The 20,135-nt window shown below is 41.6% G+C and carries 18 protein-coding genes and 1 tRNA gene; 11 read left to right on the forward strand and 8 right to left on the reverse strand.

Features of this window, described 5'->3' with window-relative positions:
- Nucleotides 1–92: 92 nt before the first annotated feature.
- A complete protein-coding gene (gene pyrE / locus HGR01_RS07235) occupies nt 93–713 on the reverse strand; it encodes an orotate phosphoribosyltransferase (protein WP_045869124.1) in 621 nt (206 codons plus the stop codon).
- Between the two features lie 101 nt (nt 714–814).
- Here pyrE and HGR01_RS07240 point away from each other — a divergent pair, with 101 nt between their 5' ends.
- Nucleotides 815–1,243 (forward strand): hypothetical protein, encoded by a 429-nt coding sequence (locus HGR01_RS07240; RefSeq protein ID WP_045869123.1) that lies wholly within the window; start codon nt 815–817, stop codon nt 1,241–1,243.
- A gap of 124 nt (nt 1,244–1,367) precedes the next feature.
- Here the strand turns inward: HGR01_RS07240 and HGR01_RS07245 are convergent.
- Nucleotides 1,368–1,440: transfer RNA gene (locus tag HGR01_RS07245), tRNA-Ile, on the reverse strand.
- Between the two features lie 322 nt (nt 1,441–1,762).
- Here HGR01_RS07245 and HGR01_RS07250 point away from each other — a divergent pair.
- Nucleotides 1,763–2,464, forward strand: a complete 702-nt coding sequence (locus HGR01_RS07250) for a hypothetical protein (protein ID WP_045869122.1) — start codon at nt 1,763–1,765, stop codon at nt 2,462–2,464.
- 311 nt (nt 2,465–2,775) lie between these two features.
- Nucleotides 2,776–4,128 carry a hemolysin family protein gene (locus HGR01_RS07255; RefSeq protein ID WP_235623033.1) on the forward strand — a complete coding sequence of 451 codons (1,353 nt, stop codon included), beginning with the start codon at nt 2,776–2,778 and terminating at the stop codon, nt 4,126–4,128.
- Between the two features lie 175 nt (nt 4,129–4,303).
- Here HGR01_RS07255 and queC read toward each other — a convergent pair whose 3' ends face one another.
- A complete protein-coding gene (gene queC / locus HGR01_RS07260) occupies nt 4,304–4,978 on the reverse strand; it encodes a 7-cyano-7-deazaguanine synthase QueC (RefSeq protein WP_194007718.1) in 675 nt (224 codons plus the stop codon).
- A 589-nt stretch (nt 4,979–5,567) separates the two neighbouring features.
- On the opposite strand from queC, the gene HGR01_RS07265 reads away from it, so the two are divergent.
- The 6 genes from HGR01_RS07265 to rdgB all read left to right on the forward strand — a co-directional run bounded on the left by HGR01_RS07265 (nt 5,568) and on the right by rdgB (nt 12,146).
- Entirely contained in the window at nt 5,568–6,650 is a 1,083-nt protein-coding gene (locus HGR01_RS07265) for a Gfo/Idh/MocA family protein (protein WP_045869121.1), read from the forward strand.
- A gap of 469 nt (nt 6,651–7,119) precedes the next feature.
- Entirely contained in the window at nt 7,120–7,743 is a 624-nt protein-coding gene (locus HGR01_RS07270; RefSeq protein WP_045869120.1) for a DedA family protein, read from the forward strand.
- Nucleotides 7,744–7,954: 211 nt separating this feature from the next.
- Nucleotides 7,955–9,106: a ParM/StbA family protein gene (locus tag HGR01_RS07275; protein ID WP_045869118.1), complete on the forward strand. Its 1,152-nt coding sequence runs from the start codon at nt 7,955–7,957 to the stop codon at nt 9,104–9,106.
- Between the two features lie 5 nt (nt 9,107–9,111).
- Nucleotides 9,112–9,621 (forward strand): hypothetical protein, encoded by a 510-nt coding sequence (locus HGR01_RS07280; RefSeq protein WP_045869117.1) that lies wholly within the window; start codon nt 9,112–9,114, stop codon nt 9,619–9,621.
- Between the two features lie 419 nt (nt 9,622–10,040).
- Entirely contained in the window at nt 10,041–11,480 is a 1,440-nt protein-coding gene (locus HGR01_RS07285; RefSeq protein WP_045869116.1) for a phosphoglucomutase/phosphomannomutase family protein, read from the forward strand.
- A gap of 81 nt (nt 11,481–11,561) precedes the next feature.
- The gene (rdgB, locus tag HGR01_RS07290; protein WP_045869115.1) at nt 11,562–12,146 is read left to right on the forward strand and encodes an RdgB/HAM1 family non-canonical purine NTP pyrophosphatase; all 585 of its coding nucleotides are present in this window, start codon (nt 11,562–11,564) and stop codon (nt 12,144–12,146) included.
- 253 nt (nt 12,147–12,399) lie between these two features.
- Here rdgB and HGR01_RS07295 read toward each other — a convergent pair whose 3' ends face one another.
- From HGR01_RS07295 to HGR01_RS07310, 4 genes are all read right to left on the reverse strand, one after another.
- Nucleotides 12,400–12,738 carry a P-II family nitrogen regulator gene (locus HGR01_RS07295; protein ID WP_017749852.1) on the reverse strand — a complete coding sequence of 113 codons (339 nt, stop codon included), beginning with the start codon at nt 12,736–12,738 and terminating at the stop codon, nt 12,400–12,402.
- 336 nt (nt 12,739–13,074) lie between these two features.
- Nucleotides 13,075–13,698 (reverse strand): hypothetical protein, encoded by a 624-nt coding sequence (locus HGR01_RS07300; protein ID WP_045869114.1) that lies wholly within the window; start codon nt 13,696–13,698, stop codon nt 13,075–13,077.
- 226 nt (nt 13,699–13,924) lie between these two features.
- The gene (gene thiD, locus HGR01_RS07305) at nt 13,925–14,749 is read right to left on the reverse strand and encodes a bifunctional hydroxymethylpyrimidine kinase/phosphomethylpyrimidine kinase (protein WP_045869113.1); all 825 of its coding nucleotides are present in this window, start codon (nt 14,747–14,749) and stop codon (nt 13,925–13,927) included.
- 112 nt (nt 14,750–14,861) lie between these two features.
- Nucleotides 14,862–15,278 (reverse strand): hypothetical protein, encoded by a 417-nt coding sequence (locus HGR01_RS07310; protein ID WP_045869112.1) that lies wholly within the window; start codon nt 15,276–15,278, stop codon nt 14,862–14,864.
- A 117-nt stretch (nt 15,279–15,395) separates the two neighbouring features.
- On the opposite strand from HGR01_RS07310, the gene HGR01_RS07315 reads away from it, so the two are divergent.
- Together HGR01_RS07315 and HGR01_RS07320 are read left to right on the forward strand one after the other, a co-directional pair.
- Nucleotides 15,396–17,249, forward strand: coding sequence for a S8 family peptidase (locus HGR01_RS07315; RefSeq protein ID WP_045869111.1), 1,854 nt, complete (start codon nt 15,396–15,398; stop codon nt 17,247–17,249).
- A 152-nt stretch (nt 17,250–17,401) separates the two neighbouring features.
- On the forward strand, nt 17,402–17,635 hold the full coding sequence (locus HGR01_RS07320; RefSeq protein ID WP_045869110.1) for a hypothetical protein: 234 nt from the start codon (nt 17,402–17,404) through the stop codon (nt 17,633–17,635).
- On the opposite strand, the gene HGR01_RS07325 is transcribed toward HGR01_RS07320, so the two are convergent.
- On the reverse strand, nt 17,622–17,945 hold the full coding sequence (locus HGR01_RS07325) for a hypothetical protein (RefSeq protein ID WP_045869109.1): 324 nt from the start codon (nt 17,943–17,945) through the stop codon (nt 17,622–17,624). The two genes, HGR01_RS07320 and HGR01_RS07325, sit on opposite strands and share 14 nt — an antisense overlap.
- Between the last annotated feature and the right edge of the window lie 2,190 nt (nt 17,946–20,135).

Consider the following 20,135-nt stretch of genomic DNA (forward strand, 5'->3'; position numbering starts at 1 on the left):
ACTCAAAAAGATAATACAAGGAATGCGATCGCACTCTTTATCAGCTAATTACCAACAAAGCAATTTTGCGATTCGCATTCTTGATTACCTAACTAATTTCCTAATTCCCGATACCGCTTTTGAATCTCCTCAATTGAGAACAACGCTTCAAACTTTAATCCTGCTGACTGATATAACTCAGCGCCTCCTTGTAGGCGATCTACTAGTGCAATTACTTGCTCAACGGTATAACCTGCTTCTTTGAGGCGGTTGACTGCTTTGAGCGCAGATTGCCCAGTCGTGACCACATCTTCTAAAACTACAACTTTTGCACCCTCTGGCAAACTGGGCCCTTCAATATAAGCCCGCGTTCCATAACCTTTGGCTTCTTTACGTATAATTAGCGCTGGAATTGGGCGGTTTTCATAGACAGAAACTACACTGACTGCAGTCACAATGGGGTCAGCACCCAAGGTTAAACCAGCTACAGCTTGAGTATCTACAGGTAATAAAGGAAACAGTAAGCGTCCGACGGCTAAAGCGCCTTGGGGATGTAGTGTTACCTGCGTCTTGTTAACGTAATAAGAACTACGTAACCCAGAAGACAGAACAAAATCACCCTCTTGATAAGCGAGTTCACAGAATAAATCTAGTAAATTGTGGTGCAGGGTGGTCAAATCAGCAGTAGCTGCCCAAATATTGGAAGGGTTAGCGGTTTCAGTAGAATAAGTCATTACAAGACGTTATAAATTGTGCTACACCAAAGGTTGAACTCATCAGAGTTCTGAATTTAAGCATAAATTAAGATTCGCGCAAAAATTGAGGAGTAGGGAATATGGGTATAAAATTTCAGACCCCAAGTATTTTTTTACTACTGCTAGCTACTAGTATTGCTGTTCCCTCTGTGGCTAGCGCCCAAACAGCAACACCTAATTATGAAACGCCAAGTGAGGCACTGGAGCGAGCTTATTTCCGCCACGATCCAAATTTCTATCAAAATCGCAGCTTACAACGTCAAGTAGACTCCCTTGTTGGTGCTGGTTCCTTTGGCAATTCCTTTCCAGAAAATGAAATTGCCCGTGATGGTGAATTAATCCATAGTGTTTATCGAGATATGTTAAACCAACAAGCCACTAACGACCCTTACCTGCGTACCCCAGATTTACCCAACCCATACGGTACATCACTACTATTGTCTCCTCGTGCAAACGCCGAGCAGCTCAAAGTGGGGACTGAGTTTCGTTTCGAGACTTCAACAAGGTAAGAGTGTTGAGTGCTAAGTGATAAGTAGGTAGTAGTTAGTTAAAACTTAGCTATGAGACTATAGTAGTTTTTCTAGCTCCTAGTCCCTTAGTAGCTTAGTGCTCACAATTACAGTATTGATTAAATCCAGGGTGCAGGAGTTGAACCTGCCTTGGGCGAATTATGAGTTCGCTGCCTCAACCGCTCGGCCAACCCTGGTCGATTTTTTATTGTAGCGTGAGTTTGGTAGCTCGTGTACCCTCGAAGATAGTTTAGCAGATTTTTTTACTACATAATTTGATTCCGGAATAGTGCAGACTAATATTGATTAAGTTCTTTTAAGGATTGGGGTCAACGGAAGGCTGAAGTATGAAGTATAAAGTATGAGATTACTTTAATCATCAAGGCAAGGGATAAAACGACTTGTAGGCGATACAGAGTTCTGATTCGCTCACAAAATCCTTTAAACTTGAGATTTCTTTAGTCAACAGCTTCAATCGGTTTAAATAAAAGAGAATTATTCTGCAATAGCCTGTCAGCGATGAAAATTAATTCCACTGTACTTCTAACGTTAATTTTGTTAACCCTGATGTTAGGGGCAGGTTCTGTGAGCGCGTTTTGGGGGTTTACTCTAGGGAGTTCAGCACTTAAAGGGGTAACAACACCAGATGGTCGTCCTACAACCAAATTTACCAGTGCTAAGTCCTCTAACTCGCAGCAAGGAACCTTAGCGTTATTAAAAGAAGAAGAGATACTAAAAATTGTTAAGGCCAGAATTGAGGGTAAGACCAAAGCTGCTAAATCGGAAAAACTAGAGGAAGATGATGAAGAAACCAACAATAGTAAACAGAAGCCAGAGGAAAAACCCCAGGAAATAGCTGAGGAAAAACCCCAGCAAGGATTTCCTATTAATGCTGAAAACAAGGGCGTAACTCTCGCTGTGCAATCTGCTCGCTATTCCGGTGGAGATCTACTATTAAAGGTGAAGATGCAGAATAAAGGCGCTGATTCTGTGCGCTTTTTGTATAGCTTTTTAGATGTTACCGATGACAAAGGGCGAACTCTCAGTGCTAGTACAGAGGGTTTACCAGCAGAGTTACCGGCAAATGGCCCAGCCTTTTCAGGTACAGTTAGTATTCCTACCGCTCTACTTGATGATGTGCAAAAGGTTTCACTGGCGCTGACCGATTACCCTGCTCAACAATTAAAGCTGGAAGTTTTGAATATTCCTGTAGCAAAATAAGCGAGACAATTGTGATATGGGGAATTTGAGTTGGGAATTTGAGAGGAAAAGTCTAGTGAGTTGTTAAAAAAGTTTTTTGCTCTGCCAAGAAGAACTCGCAGTAGAGTGCGACAAGTTGTTAGACAACAGAACTGCGAAGACTAACTGAAAAAATTTGCTTTCAGATAAAACCCAGTTAATCAGCCTTACATAGCTGTAACCGGGGTAGTTGGGCACCAGGGATGGCGAAACAGCGCAACCACTATCCCCAATTCCCGAATCTCAAATCGTCAATTTCAGAGTGGGTGCGTAGTTGTACACGAGCTTTAGCAGTGAGTGCTTTTCCTAGCTTAATTTGGACAGATGTGGGGCTGCGATTGTTATCAGTGCTGCTACTGATTGCCATCAATGCTTTTTTTGTCACAGCTGAGTTTTCAATGGTGACAGTGCGGCGATCGCGTATCCATCAGTTAGTCCAAGCTGGTGACATTCCTGCGATCGCTGTGGAAATGTTGCAACGTAGTATTGACAGACTGCTATCTACCACCCAGTTAGGCATTACTCTTTCTAGTTTGGCGCTGGGATGGATCGGTGAAAGCTCGATTGTGGTTTTGGTGGATACATGGCTTAAATCCTGGCCTTTACCTGAACGAATGAGTTTGTTGATGGCTCATTCTTTATCTATCCCCATCACATTTTTTTTAATAGCCTATCTGCAAATCGTCTTAGGAGAACTTTGCCCCAAATCGGTAGCAATGCTGTACTCAGAACAGCTATCAAGATTTTTGGGGCCTTCAGTCAAAGCGATCGTGCGTTTTTTCAGTCCCTTTATTTGGATTCTCAACCAATCAAATCACTGGCTGTTAAGACTCTTTGGTATTGAATACACAGGTCAAGGCTGGAGACCACCTGTGACTCCAGAGGAATTGCAGCTGATTATCTCTACAGAACGGGAATCAACTGGTTTACAGCATTCAGAACGCGAATTGCTCAATAACGTCTTTGAATTTGGGGATGTGATGGCACAAGAGGTGATGATTCCGCGCACCAGCATTGTAGCTTTGCCCAGAGACGCTACCCTTCAAAGATTACTCAAGGAAATGGCTTCTACTGGTCACTCCCGCTATCCCATCATGGGCGAATCTTTAGACGACATTCGCGGCATTATTTACTTTAAAGATTTAGCACAACCTTTGGCGGTGGGAAAATTAACTTTAGAATCACCCATCCAACCGTGGATACGTCCAGCACGCTTTGTCCCAGAACATACCCCATTAAGTGAACTACTGCCCATGATGCGGCAAGAAAAGCCAGCTATGGTCATGGTGGTGAATGAATTTGGCGGTATTGTCGGACTAGTAACGCTGCAAGATGTAGTAGCGGAAATTATTGGTAGTGCAGGCGTACTTGATAGTGCTGAAGATTTGCTCATTCAAATGTTAAATGAGCAGACATTTCTAGTACAAGCACAAATCAACTTAGAAGACCTCAACCAAGTTTTAGATTTAAACTTGCCCCTAACTAAGGAATATCAAACACTAGGGGGCTTTTTGCTCTACCACCTCCAAAAAATTCCCGCCAAAGGGGAAACCTTCTTATTTGAGAATCTTGAATTTACGGTAGTTTCCGTCATTGGCCCCCGCTTACACCAAATTCAACTCCGCCGTTTGCAAGGCGATAGGTGAATTGGGTATGGGGCATGGGGCATTGGGCATGGGGCATTGGGCATTGGTAATGGGTAATTGGTAATTGGTGTTTGTCATTAATTATTTCTTCCCCTGCGCCCTGCCCCGTTGCTTTTCCCAGTCCCCAATCCCCATTACCCCTTATCCCCAGAGGGGGCCCCGAGTTCCCCAGTCCCTAAACATAAGCAACTGGGTCTTTCAAGCCTAATTCAGCAAAAGCTGCTAGCCTAAGGCGACAGGAATCACAGACTCCGCAGGCGATATCCGCACCAGCGTAACAAGACCAAGTGAGTTCCCAGGGAACGCCGAGTTGATTACCCAACTGGATAATTTCGGTCTTTTTCAGATTAATTAAAGGTGCCGCGATAGTAATAGGTTCGCCTTCTCGTCCTTGCTTGGTTCCCAGGCGAAAAACTTCTTGCATCGCTTGGATATAATCAGGGCGACAATCAGGATAACCAGAATAGTCTAAGGCATTGACACCGATGTAAACGCGTTCAGCTGCGATCGCTTCGGCGTAGGCGAGGGCAAAACTTAAAAAGATGGTATTCCGGGCTGGTACATAGGTGACAGGAATACTCTGCGACATCTCATCTAGGGAACGTTCCTCTGGTAAATCAATGCTACTGTCTGTCAGCGCAGAACCACCCCATTGCCGTAAGTCGAAATTTACTACCTGATGTTTAGCCACTCCAGCTTTTTGCGCCACTAACCGAGCTGACTCTAACTCGCGTTGATGTCGCTGTTGATAATCAAAGGAAAGAGCGTGACACTCATAGCCATCAGCTTTGGCTTGGTACAGAATTGTGGAAGAGTCTAATCCCCCTGATAACAGAATTACAGCTTTCATCGTGGATTTAATCTTGAGATTTTCAATCGCTAAATCTGATTGCTTGAGCCTTTGCACTCCTGTTGGCGATCGCATCTCTCTTACGCCCTAAAAATTCAAAGGTCAATATCTACTACTAGTGTCGTGAAAATTCGCTTCACAATCTGCAATAGTTGCAGATAATTATGTAAAAATTATTAAAGTGTATCATTGGTGATCTTTATCAGTAAATTTTTTCAATTTTTCTTCAGGCAAAAGTTCAGTGTGGGATTTTCATTTTTTCGTAATTTTACTGAGAAAAAATTATTAACTTCAATTTATCAATCTCTGATTGATCCAAATAATTATTACCTTTAGGTATTACTTAGGTTATTAAGTTAATAAAAAGACATCAGATATTTTGTGTAAGGTGTAAAAAATCTATCAAGGGTGAACTGACTATACAAAAGATACTCAGATTGCGGGAACCCATAACAAACTTTGAAATTCTTCATAAATAGAACCTCTATGTTACCATCTGGATGGTTTTAGACGGATCGTCACTGGCAGTTAAGTATAAAGGCCAACGACCGTAGCGTCTCTAAATTTGGTGGTTGAGGAGAGAATCATAGTGCAGGATAGCATGTCAGTAGCAGAACCAAATCTATATACACAGCGCAACCAACCACGACCAATTCGCATAGGCGTAATTGGGGTGGGTAACATGGGGCAACATCACGCCAGAGTCCTGAGTTCAATGAAAGATGTTGAACTGGTAGGTGTTTCAGATATTAATGTCGAGCGAGGATTAGAAACTGCTAGCAAATATAAGGTCAAATTTTTTGAAGATTATTGTGACCTTTTGCCCCATGTAGAAGCAGTTTGTGTTGCTGTTCCCACTCGCCTACATTACGCCGTGGGCATTAACTGTTTGTTAGCGGGAATTCACGTTTTAATTGAAAAACCAATTGCCGCAAGTATTTCTGAGGCAGAATCCTTGGTCAATGCTGCTGCTGAATCGCAGTGTATTCTCCAAGTCGGTCACATTGAGCGCTTTAATCCAGCATTTCGCGAACTGAGCAAAGTGCTGAAAACTGAAGAGTTACTAGCTATAGAAGCTCATCGGATGAGTCCTTATTCAGACCGAGCCAACGATGTTTCTGTTGTCCTGGATTTAATGATCCATGACATTGACTTACTTCTAGAATTAGCTGCTTCCCCTGTAGTGAAGTTAACTGCTAGTGGTACTCGTGCCCTAGATTCTGGTTATTTAGATTACGTGACTGCTACCTTAGGATTTGCTAATGGGATTGTAGCTACTTTAACTGCCAGCAAAGTGACCCATAGGAAAATTCGTCGGATTGTTGCCCATTGCAAAAATTCATTCACTGAGGCAGATTTTCTCAAGAATGAAATTTTAATTCATCGGCAAACAAATAACAGCTCTTTAAACGATCATCGGCAAGTACTTTATCGCCAAGATGGTGTAATTGAGAAAGTGTACACCACTAATATTCAACCTCTCAGCGCAGAGTTAGAACATTTTGTTAACTGTGTACATGGCGGAAATCAACCTTCTGTTGGCGGAGAACAAGCTCTCAAAGCTTTAAGATTAGCCAGTTTAATTGAGCAGATGGCTTTGGAAGAGCGGGTTTGGAACCCATTAGATTGGCAATCGGAACCCAGAGTGCAATCACTCACCCCGACAGTCTAAAAATTAAACAAGATTCAAAAGTCAAAAGTCGCAAGATTTTTGACTTTTGTTTTTTGTGTTCACCTTTACTCTTTTAATCCAAATTGCCAGTGAAATTTCTAGTTTTACTACGACTAAGTCTAGCTAGGTTCCAGCTAGCACAAATAATTAAATTTGGGCTTAAAGAACTGGCACATATATATTTTTTGATGGTTTTTGTGAATCTAAATTCCCAATTTCTCAGTCCGATAATTTTAGACTCTTGACCCTTGAACGCGACTTCAACCGCGCACAAGCCCTTACAGCCGTAAGGGTAGGAGACGGCTGCTCTGAGCTAAGCTACGCCCAAGTAATACGTAGTTAATATCAGACTGCATTAATCACAAAGCTTAGGAAAAACAAGCTACATTCCTAAGTTTCGATAAAGTTTAAAAAAGTTAACGCTGAATTTAACCACCACACTGGTGTAGTATTTGCAGGAAGTAACCAAATGCTCGAATGGATAACTAATACTATCAACTCCCTAGGCTATTGGGGAATTGCTCTATTAATGTTTTTAGAAAACCTTTTTCCGCCGATTCCTTCAGAGTTGATTATGCCACTGGCAGGATTTACAGCTAGTCCCTATCAGCCAGGAGGGGCAAAGCTAAATATCTTAGGTGTATTTGTCGCCGGACTAATCGGTTCTGTACTAGGCGCACTCATCTGGTACTACCCAGGAAAATTTTTAAGTGAAAAGCGCTTGAAATCTTTAGCAGACAAACATGGTAAATGGATTTCTATTTCTGGTAAAGATATTACTAAAGCCAACAACTGGTTTTACAAGCAAGGTAATAAAGCTGTATTTATTGGTCGTCTAGTGCCGGGAATCCGTACTTTAATCTCTGTACCGGCAGGGATGAGTAATATGAACTTGCTAAATTTCCTATTTTACACTACCTTAGGTAGCGCTGCTTGGGTAGGTTTGCTAACATACTCAGGATATTTGTTGGGTAGTCAGTATGAACTTGTGGACAAGTACCTTGCTCCTGTATCAAAAATTGTGCTTGGGAGCTTGGTGATCGCATTTTTCATTTGGGTGTTCAAACGTAAGCAAAAAACTACTAGAAAATGACATACATAAGCCTTTGTCCACAAAATTAGGTTTTAAAGATGCCTAAAATTGGCCTACACTATCCCAAATAATGCTAAATTCGCGATCGCCTGACTTAATTTTTTGCGTATTTCTAGCTACACTTGACGCAGCTGGAAATTTTTGGTAACTCCCATTTTTGTAAGATTGAGCAGGATAAGTTTTTACAGTTAAGTTAGGACTAGGAGCTTTTATGACAGACCAACCTTCCGCTGCCACCCCAATGAATGCCGCTGCTATTCCTATGAATAGAGTATCGGCATCTACCCCAATCAACGCTACTACTACTCCTAAGCCCAGTACCTCCTATTCAGGTAAGGCCATTCTCAGCGTTGATTTAGGTAGAACTTCTACTAAAACTTGTGTCAGCCGCGAACCAAACAATGTCGTTTTCGTACCTGCAAACGTCAAGCAAATGTCCATCGAACAGGTACGTGGTGGTGTGTTTGAAGCGCGTGCTACTGACCCTTTAATGGATTTGTGGTTGGAGTACCAAGGTAGTGGCTATGCTGTCGGTCAATTGGCAGCAGACTTTGGCGCTAATTTAGGCGTAGGTCAATCTAAAGTAGAGGATGCACTGGTAAAAGTTTTAGCTAGTGCTGGCTATTTCAAACTCAAAGACGAAATTTCCGTTGTTCTGGGTCTGCCTTTCCTGTCTTTAGAACAGTTTGAAAAAGAAAAAGCACAGTTGATCAGTGCGGTAACCGGGCCTCATGTTTTAAACTTCCGGGGTGAATCCGTCTCACTCAACGTCACTAAGGTTTGGGTAATGCCAGAAGGCTACGGCAGTCTGCTGTGGACGGAAGCTCAACCTCAAAAAGGTGCAACACTTCCTGATTTTACGAAAATTTCAGTTGCAATCGTTGATATTGGTCATCAAACCATCGATTTGCTGATGGTAGATAACTTCCGCTTCGCTCGCGGTGCTTCTAAGAGTGAAGATTTTGGGATGAATAAATTTTATGAATTGGTAGCTGCTGAAATCGAGGGCGCTGATAGTCAATCTCTAGCATTGATTTCTGCTGTCAATAAACCTAAGGGCGAAAGATTCTATCGTCCCAAAGGTGCAAGCAAGCCTACAAACCTAGATGATTTTCTCCCCAACCTAACAGAAATGTTTTCCCGTGAAATTTGTAGCCGTGTTCTAGCATGGTTGCCAGAGCGGGTTACAGATGTAATTATCACCGGAGGGGGTGGTCAATTCTTCTGGGAAGATGTACAACGTCTACTTAAGGAAGCTAAAATTAACGCTTATTTAGCTGCACCTTCCAGACAAGCCAATGCCTTGGGGCAATATATTTATGGAGAGGCGCAATTATCCGCCGTTCGCTCTTCTAGGGCTTAAAACTGATGTTCCAATGGTCAAAAAAAGTAGTGAAATCGGTCACGTTCAATCCAGGGGTCGCTGATGAAAGTTTGTTGGCGCTTGTAGAAAGCTATTTGGAGAAACAAGTCGATAAAACTTTCAGCGACCTGTGTAAAGAAGCTCTATGGCAGTCTTTATGTGTACCGGAATCAGTAAAACCTATTCCGCAAACAACAACAGCAACAACAGATGCGGTTGAACAACAAATCGGTAAACTGCAAAATCAACTGGCTGACCTTGAGGAACGCTTTTTTGCCAAGGAATCTCATCGGTTGGAGGTAATGGAAAGCCAAATTATGCAACTTACTCAACAAGTTGCTCATTTGGCTATTATGGTTGCTGAAAGACCAGTGATTCAGTATTCCGTGCCAACAACATCAGCCCCAGCAAGCTCAGTAGTGGAAGTAGTAAATAATACTTATATGCCACCTCCACCACCTCAAGAGGTTGATCCTGTAATCAGCCGACTTAGCCAGTTTCTCGATGATTTTTAAAGTAACATCAGGGCTTTGAGCATCTTTTGCTGTTATGTAAAATCCTTAATAGGAAAAACTATTAAGGATTATTAATATTTGTGTACATTTATATATTGATTTTAAAGATGCGATCGCAGTTTTTTCCGAACTGAGAACGCCATCTTTTTTGTTCTATCAAGGGAATAAACCCATCCCTGATCAATACTGCTCGGTTAAGGATTTTCAACTCGGAATTGGGTTTGGGGAAAAGGTGAAAGGGTAAGGGTTAAAGGTTTGTTCTTGCCCCTTTTCCCCTTCCTCTTTTGCCCTTAACCGACAAGTATTGCATCCCTGATTTATGCTTAGTAGCAATTATACTTAGTATTACCCTAGAATTTTTTACACAGGATACTGTATAAAATAGTAGAATCCGCAGGTAAAAAATTTAGGATACCTTCATGCCAGTTGTAGCGAACTCCATCAAATTTGGTACAGACGGCTGGCGAGGCGTGATTGGTGATGAGTTCACCTTTGAACGCCTCGCCTTAGTTGCACCAGTAGCAGCAAAAGTATTATATGATACGTATTTTCCTAGCGTTGGTAGCCGGACGATTGTTGTCGGTTACGATCGCCGATTTATGGCGGAAGACTTTGCCCGTGTTGTAGCCGATGCTGTTACCGCTGTTGGATTTGATGTGCTACTTAGCGAAACCTATGCACCCACTCCAGCTTTTAGTTGGGCAGCAAAACAACTCAATGCTTTGGGCGCATTGGTAATTACAGCTAGTCATAATCCTGGGTCATATTTGGGGTTAAAAGTCAAAGGTTACTTTGGCGGGTCGGTATCACCGGAAGTTACTCAAGAGATAGAAGCGCTATTACCGCAAGGAATACCGCCAAAAGCAGATACTCCAGGCAAATTAGAGATATTTGACCCTTGGCCTAGTTACACCGCAGGTTTAGAGAAGAAAGTTGATATTGCTAAACTGCGAGATGCCATAGCTTCTGGGAAACTGACTGTATTTGCGGATGTGATGCATGGGGCGGCGGCGGGTGGATTAGCCAGATTACTGGGCGATCGCGTCCATGAAATTAACAGCAATCGTGACCCTTTATTTGGTGGTGGCGCACCAGAACCCTTGCCTAAATACCTGTCAAAGCTATTTGAGGTGATAAAAACTCATCAACAAACCAATAAAACAGCTTTAACAGTGGGATTAGTGTTTGATGGGGATAGCGATCGCATTGCAGCTGTAGACGGATCAGCCAATTTTTTGAGTTCTCAGGTGCTAATCCCGATATTAATTGACCATTTAACCTTAAGACGCAATTTTAGTGGTGAAATCGTCAAAACAGTCAGTGGTTCTGACTTAATTCCCCTGGTGGCAAAATTACATAACCTCTCAGTGTTTGAGACAGCAGTAGGTTACAAATACATTGCTGACAGAATGCTAGCTGCAGAGGTGTTGTTAGGGGGCGAAGAGTCAGGTGGAATTGGCTATGGTAGCCATATCCCCGAACGGGACGCGCTGCTATCAGCCTTGTATGTTCTAGAAGCAATCGTGGAATCTGGAAAAGATTTAGGCGAATATTATCAGGACTTACAACAGCAAACTAATTTCATATCAGCCTACGATCGCATTGATTTACCCCTAGCGAGTATGGAAGTGCGATCGCGTCTTTTGCAACAACTGCAAACCCAACCTTTAACGGAAATTGCAGGACAAGCCGTAATTGACTGCAAAACTATTGACGGCTACAAATTCCGGTTGGCTGACCACAGTTGGTTAATGATTCGTTTTAGCGGGACTGAACCAGTATTACGCCTGTACTGCGAAGCCGCGACAATTGAGCGAGTACATCAAACTCTTGCGTGGGCGAAACACTGGGCAGAGTAAAATTAGTTTTTAGTCATTTGTCATTTGTCCTTTGTCCTTTGACGAATGACTAAAAACAAATGACAAATAGCAGAATGACACATGACTAAACTACTTGTAGTAGCCACCGGAAATCCAGGTAAATTGAAAGAAATGCAACAATACTTGGTTGATTCTGGTTGGCAATTAACTCTTAAACCAGAAGAATTAGAAATTGAAGAGACAGGCGATACCTTTGCGGCGAATGCTTGTCTAAAAGCTTCCCAAGTGGCCAAAGCTACGCAAAGTTGGGCAATTGCGGATGATTCTGGCTTACAAGTAGATGCGTTAGATGGCGCACCGGGGGTGTATTCTGCACGTTATGGTAGAACCGACTCAGAACGTATTGCTAGGGTATTGAACGAATTGGGAAGCGAAGTCAACCGCAAAGCACAATTTGTTTGTGCCGTGGCGATCGCTAATCCTCAGGGTGCGATCGTTTTAGAATCTGAAGGGGTTTGTCATGGCACAATACTCCATGCACCTCGCGGTAATCGTGGCTTTGGCTACGATCCAATTTTTTACTTTCCAGATAAGCAATTAACCTTTGCAGAAATGACACCACAGTTGAAGAGGTCGATTAGCCATCGAGGTAAGGCTTTTGAATCTTTACTTCCTCAATTGGCAGGATTGAGTACTAAATTTTGATTGAGATAAATTCATCAGATTTGACAATCTCAAGTCTTAAGTTAGATTGATTTTGGAATTAAGGGATGAAATCCTGAAATAAGTTCTGAATTTAAGTCTATTTAGTCAAATTATTAGCTTTTTTAGCTAACAACTCAGCAATGCCAGTTGCTGCAAAGGAGGATAACCTCAACGCCAGCTACCTACAACGGAAAAACTGTTTTCAGTGCTGGCTTTGCAACGCACTGGCTGATCAAAACTAAAAGTTCAGACTTTAGACGGCTTCGGTATTTTTTTCTCCAGTACGAATCCGCACAACTTGCTCTACAGGAGAGATGAAAATCTTACCATCACCAATTTCACCAGTGCGGGCAGCAGCAATAATTTTATCTACTACCATATCAACTTGGTTGTCTTCAACGACGATTTCTACTTTGAGTTTTTGCAGAAATTCAACGGTGTACTCCGAACCACGATAGCGTTCAGTTTGACCTTTTTGTCTACCGAAGCCTCGAACTTCAGAAACGGTCATACCGACAATCCCTGCATTAACCAAGGCAATTTTGACTTCATCAAGCTTAAATGGGCGGATAATCGCTTCTACTTTTTTCATGTTTTGGTCTCCTAAATTTCTACTAGCTTCGTTAATCTATCTAAGCAGATCCCTTGTCTCAGACTTTAACTAGTAGGATTATTTTAAAAATAATATGTAATAATTTACGACTTTATTTGCCCTATGGGAACAATTATGAAATTAGCCATGATAAATCTGACTAATTCAATAGTCGTTATGGTTATGACATGAGAAAAAATCCCTCTATTTAATATTAGAGGATGTGTGTGTTGCAACTAATATTTATAAAAATTCCCTGAATTAACCTCTAGGAGTTGAGCAAGTAATTTAAGAGCAATTGTGTAAGCAGCTAAAGCCAAAAACAAAAAAGTGAAATTAACGACTTTGATGTTCAAAGAAGGGACGCACAACCAAATACCCAGCAGTAAAAGCAGTGAGCATAATTAATAAAATTGAGATTGCTAACCACCATCCGCTTATTTCTTTGGTTTCTGACTCAGTAGGGCCATAATATCTAACTTCTTGCTCTTCTATTAATATTGTTTCCGGCATTGAGGGTAGCATTTCTGTTACAGGTACAGCAACATGAGTGCGATTGCCTTTCGTGGTGGTGACTTCGGGTTTAGCAGTTGGACGGGGACGTGCAACTTGCTGACGGGGACGTGCTTCCTTGGCTGGAGGCTGCTTAGTTGCGGCTGTAGTTTTCGCCTCAGGAGTAGGTACTGGGCGATCGCTTGGCTTAGTAGGTAGTGGAGTTGGTACATCCACCAACTTTTGCAAATGCAATAAAGACTCAACAACTTTGGTAATTTCTTGGCGCAGTAGTTGATTTTCTTGCACTAGTTTGTGATTTTTAGATGTCAGTGCATCTATTTGTATTTGTGCTGACTTTAACTCATCCGCCAACTCCCGATATACAGAAAGCGGTACAGATGGCGGCTGCGCTGGAGCCTTGTCTGCATCTGGATTGTAATAAATAGAACTTGTAGTTGTTACCATTTGTCGCCTGGTATTAAAAATCGAAGTAATTCATTATGTTGTAGAGATACTATCAGAGATAGTCAACTCTGAAACCATGCTGAAGAATTATTGAAAAATTATTGAATAGAGAAAAAAGTAGGGAATGGGTAATGGGTAATTGGTAATGGGTGATAGATATTTATTATTTCTCCCTCATCTTCCTCATCTCCCTCATCCCCCTCATCTCCCTCATCTCCCCTATCACCTAGCCTCTCTGAAGCAAAGGGAAGAAATGACCCACAGGGCCTTGTCCTTTGCCAATATCGAGGGAATAAGTGAGTGCAGTTGTAACATAGTTTTTTGCTTGCTGCACTGCTGTTAAGAGGTCTTTATTTTGAGCTAAATTGGCAGCGATCGCAGCTGATAAAGTACAACCAGTACCGTGGGTATTTTTGGTTTCTACTACTTGGGTAGTGATAGTTTCTACATTTTGCCCATCAAACCAGATATCAACACCACGTAAGTTTCCTTGCATACCTCCACCTTTGACTAAAACTGCTTTCGCACCTAATTTGCGGTGGATGGTTTCGGCGGCTGCTTGCATATCTTCCAGGGAATTAATCGCTAAACCACTCATAATTTGAGCTTCATAGCGGTTTGGTGTGACAATAGCAGCTTGGGGTATTAAGGCACTACAAAGAGTCTGGACTGCGTCATCATCAATCAATTGTGCCCCTGTGCGTGAAACCATTACTGGATCGACTACTAAGTTATTGATCTTCCAAGCTTCTACTTGTTGAGCAACAGCTAAGATAATCTCCTTGTTGAGCAACATTCCTGTTTTTGCAGCTTGTACACCAATATCCTCAACCACCGCCTGAATTTGCGCTACTACAGCCTCAACAGGTATAGCATCAACTCGGCTTACCCCCAAGGTATTTTGCGCCGTGATGCAGGTAATAGCACTAGTTCCGTGGACACAGTGAAAAGCAAAAGTGCGTAAATCCGTTTGAATTCCCGCACCACCACCACTATCTGAGCCAGCAATAGTTAAAGCAACAGGTATCTTGGATTGTGTAACAGCGTTCATCTGATTTAAGGTCAAGGGTCAAGGGTTAAGGGTTAAAGGTCAAGAGTTAAGTATATTTATTTATTGTGAATGATTAAGTGTTTTGTTCCCATTACCCATTACCCATTACCCATTACTTAGTCCCTAATTTACTTTGTAAATACTTACCCCATTCAGCTGCTAAAGGGATTTCGGTAAAAGGGACTTTTACAGATTTAGCAGGTTCAGGAAAGAGAAATTCTAATTCAATCTGACGACCTTTTTCTGGTGGTGATTCTAAATTAGATAATTTGTCATCAACTAAAAGATTGATTGTTTGGACATCATCTAAAGAAAATGTCTCCAGTTTAATTGGCCCTTTAGGCGTAGGTTTTCCCCAAGTTATATTGTTATCTTTTTGACCCAATACTGCATAGATATCATACTTTGCCCGTTCAAATTGCTCTGCCCAAGCGCGGTAAGCTTCAACTTTTTGATACTCTTTTGAGCCTTGCCAAGCCAACCAGAAAAACATTGCTAACAAAGGCAACCACAATAGACCATGTTCCATTGTTTCAACAGTCCTGAGTGCTAAGTGAAAGTTTTAACTTAAGTGCAAAATACACCAACTCGAGGCACAGATAAGTTATCGTAGTGAGCAACTGGCAAAAAGCGGTGATGACTTTATATGAGAAGGCTTATATTATTTTGCTTGTTTCTCATTGGTTTGGGGGCGGCTGTATTTGGGTTCCTCAATTTTCAGGGACTAGCAGCCAAGGGTGAGTTTGAGACGATTCTGCTTGATTTTCGTGAAGATATACCCAAAGAGGTAGTAGAGAAAGATTTGCAAGCGATCGCTCAACAATACCAGGTTACACCCCAACTCGATAATAAATTTTCAGCAAAAGATAATGTGTATATTATCAAAGGCGATCGCCAACTGCTGAAAGAACTGCAAAAATCCAAATTCAAGTCGGCTACAGAATTTATCGAGCCAAATTATATTTACAACAATATTCCCCAACCGGGTGAATTTGCTTATTTGGGAGAATTTTTAAAACCCAATGAAGATGAAGAGAATGTCACTTCCTCATTAACTGGCCCTAATGACCAGTATTACAGTAAGCAGTGGAATTTACATAACATTGGCATTGAAGGCGCGTGGAGTCAAACCAAAGGTAGTGGCATTACGGTTGCTGTCATTGATACTGGTATCACTCGCGTACGCGACTTATATGAAACGAAATTTGTCAAAGGCTACGATTTCGTTAACGATAGAGAAGAAGCCAAAGACGATAACGGTCATGGTACCCATGTTGCAGGTACTATTGCCCAAGCTACCAATAATAAATATGGTGTAGCTGGTATTGCCTACGAAGCTAATCTCATGCCTTTGAAGGTATTGAATGAGTATGGTGGTGGTACAGTTGCCGATATTGCCGAGGCGATTAAATTTGCTGCTGATAAAGGCGCAGATGTCATTAATATGAGCTTGGGTGGTGGCGGTGAAAGCCAGTTAATGAAGCAAGCTATTGACTATGCCCACAACAAAGGTGTTGTGATTGTGGCGGCGGCTGGTAACGAAAACGCGAATGGTGCTAGTTATCCAGCACGTTATCCCCATGTTATTGGCGTTTCAGCATACGGCCCAGACAGTGAAAAAGCCCCATATTCCAACTTTGGTGCTGGGGTTGATATTTCTGCCCCTGGTGGTAGCGATGCTGGCAAGATTCTGCAAGAAACCATCAATGATCAAGGTGAAGGTGTGTTCCTTGGCTTCCAAGGTACAAGTATGGCATCTCCCCACGTTGCTGGTGTAGCTGCATTAATCAAAGCTAAAGGTATCACAGATCCCGATGAAGTTTTAAAAGTCCTCAAACAGTCTTCACGGGCTATTCAAGAAGATGGTTTAAACTACTACGGTTCTGGGCTACTCAATGCCGAAGCCGCCGTTAAACTTGCCACTGACGGTCAAATTAGCTTCTCTGATTTCTTCCGTTGGTTAAGAGATAACGGCTATCTCAACCCTGGATTTTGGATTGATGGCGGTGCTGTAGCGCTGTTACCCAAAATTTTGATGGTAGTTGGTTCTTATCTATTAGCTTGGTTTTTACGAGTTTACTTTCCTTTCACTTGGAGTTGGTCTTTATCCAGTGGTTTAATTGCTGGTAGTTCGGGATTATTCTTCCTTAAAGGAATTTATATCTTTGACCTGCCTCAATGGCCTTTCCGGCTTTTGGGTAGTTCTATTCCCGAATTAGGTAACAGTCTCCAAGGCACTGGTGATTTAAATCCCTTGTTTGCTAGCGTATTGATTCCTATAGTTCTCGTTGCATTACTACTGGGACATCCTAGCGGCAAATGGTTTGCCATTGGTTCTAGCCTTGGTGTGGCAGCCTGTTTGACAGTCAGTGCCCTTTACGATCCTGCTGTTTGGGGTTTGGGCAGTAGCCACTTAGCCCGCGTTTTCTTGATTGCTAATGCCCTGCTGTGTTATGGATTAGCTCGTTTAGCCTTGAAAAACGAAAGGCAAGTAGCTTAGTTAATTAACTGATATGCATTAGAGAAAATCTTCTCGCATTCAAGCTATTCAGGCTCAGGGAGGATGAGAAAAAGGGGATAAAAATTCAAAATTCACAATTATCCCCTTTTTCCTCCCAACAAACACCCAACACCCAACACCAAAAAAATTATATGAGTACTACAGTTACAGGCACTATTGAACACCGCGACATCGGTACTGGCGCTTGGGCGCTAGTTACCGATGAAGGCGTTACTTATGAACTTCCTAGAAGTGTAGATAAAAAATTATTAAAAGTAGGGCAAAAAGCCAAAGTTACGGGCAAAGTGCGAGAAGATATCATGACTACTGCCATGATTGGCCCTGTCCTGGAAGTAAAATCTTTTGATGTAATTAGTTCTGATTAGCTGCGGAAGCTAAAACTTCTTGTAATCGGCTTCTAAATTCACCTTTGGGATGGCCTCCTTTAACTTCACCAATAATCTGAAACTCTCCTTCAGGAGAATTACAGAGAATGTAGGTAGGCCATCCCATTTCTGATTTATCGGGATATTGAGTTAACAAAATCTTACGATACTTGCGATAAGTAGCCGTATCCTGCATTTTGACATCAATGAATTGCAAACCGAGTTCTTCAGCTACCTTTTGGTCATAAAATGACATTTTGTGGCAAATGCCGCATTCTTCCGAAGAGAACTTAATTACTGCTAAATTCATTTGACTGTGCGACTATTTGGACATAGGCAAATTATTGTAGCAGAAAACCTTGGATATCCGCCGCACAGCACGGCAAATAGTAATAAATACTAATCCTTATGCAGCTAAATTCTTGAAAAATAATTAAAAATTCTGCCAAATTGGCAGATATATTGTGGAATAACAATATGTATCTGCCTAATAGCCCATAAAAAGGTAGAAATTTAGTCAGGGAAAGGCATAACGAGTATCGAAAAATAATGATAAGATAAATGTAATTAACGATGACAGCAAGATAAGCGATCGCTAAGACACAATATTCAGAAATTTAATTTCACAGCGCATTTTTGTGCTAGAATATATGCCTCATCAATTATCAGTGGGCAGCTAGAGGCAAAATATCTCCTCAAAAAACCCCTAGTATGTATGAGCCTACCAGGGGAGTTAGTTATCAGGGTGCATCTACCAATTTATTTTTCTTAGTTTAAATACAATCTTCCGGAGAGTTTTTGGTAAAGGAAGATTGTTGTTTTTTCAATAATAAAAAACCCCCAGTAGGTATGAGCTTACCAGGGGAGTTAGTTATCAGGGTGCATCTACCATTTGATTGTTCCAGGTGAAATCGAGATGCTCCGGATAAATTCGTGATGCGTCGCCGATTATGGTTGAAAAACAAAAACCCCTAGAGGCTTTCGCCAACTAGGGGAGTGAGTTATCAGGGTGCATCTACCATTTAATTCTTCCAGTGCTACTACCTTAATCCGGATAAATTTTTGACCAATTCGCTAAAAAATAAAAAACTCCACCGATTTTATCAACCAGAGGAGTGAGTTATCAGGGTGCATCTACCATTTAATTCTTCTGAGTGCAGCTACCCTTATCCGGATCAATTTGTGACACGATTCGCTGATTATCTGTAAAAAATAAAAAACTCCACCGATTTTATCAACCAGAGGAGTGAGTTATCAGGGTGCATCTACCATTTAATTCTTCTGAGTGCAGCTACCCTTATCCGGATCAATTTGTGACACGATTCGCTGATTATCTGTAAAAAATAAAAAACTCCACCGATTGCCATCAATCAGAGGAGCAAGTTATCAGGGTGCATCTACCACTTAACTCTTCTGAGTGCAGCTACCCTTATCCGGATAAATTTTTGACCGATTCGCTAAAAAATAAAAAACTCCACCGATTTTATCAACCAGAGGAGTGAGTTATCAGGGTGCATCTACCATTTAATTCTTCTGAGTGCAGCTACCCCTATCCGGATAAATTTTTGACCAATTCGCTAAAAAATAAAAAACCCCCGCCGATTGCCATCAATCAGGGGAGTGAGTTATCAGGGTGCATCTACCATTTAACTCTTCTTGTGCAACTACCCTCATCCGGATAAATTTTTGACCGATTCGCTAAACACAAAAAACCCCCAGTGGTGGCAGCCAACTAGGGGAGTGGATTATCAGGGTGCATCTACCAGTTAACTATTCTGAGTGCAACTACCCTGATCCGGATAAAAGTCTTATATACATGTATTAGTGTTAACCACAAAAAAATCCCCTAGTGGGTACCAGCCAGCTAGGGGAGTTATTTATCAGGGTGCATCTACCATTTAATTGTTCTATGAGAAATAAGTAAGCTCCGGATGAAATTGTCACAATAGTGACTATCTGTATTTTTAAAGAAAAAACCCCCAGTAGGTATGAGCCTACTAGGGGAGTTAGTTATCAGGGTGCATCTACCGTTTAATTGTTCTATAAGAAATAAGTAAGCTCCGGATGAAATTGTCACAATAGTGATTATTTGTTTTTTCAAGAAAAAACCCCCAGTAAGTGTTAGCCTACCAGGGGAGTTAGTTATCAGGGTGCATCTACCATTTAACTGTTCTCTATATAACAAGTATTATCCGGATAAAATTCACTATGTATTGGTTTTATTGCCGTTTGCCAAGCTGAAAAAAAACCCCGGTAAGCATTAGCCTACCAGGGGAGTTAGTTATCAGGGTGCATCTACCATTTAATTGTTCCCCAGAGAAACGTTAAGCTCCGGATAAATTGACTAAAATGTGTATTCTAGTTATGTGTCAAAACAAACCCAAAGGATGCTAGGCAAAGAATCAGAGGAAAGCGCTTTGATCTACCACGTTCTCCAGTTAATAATGCTTATGTCTGAGGATGTTGTTATTTGCCAACATAAAAAAATCCCCTAATGAGC

The sequence above is a fragment of the Tolypothrix sp. PCC 7712 genome, assembly GCF_025860405.1.
Lineage (GTDB): Bacteria > Cyanobacteriota > Cyanobacteriia > Cyanobacteriales > Nostocaceae > Aulosira > Aulosira diplosiphon.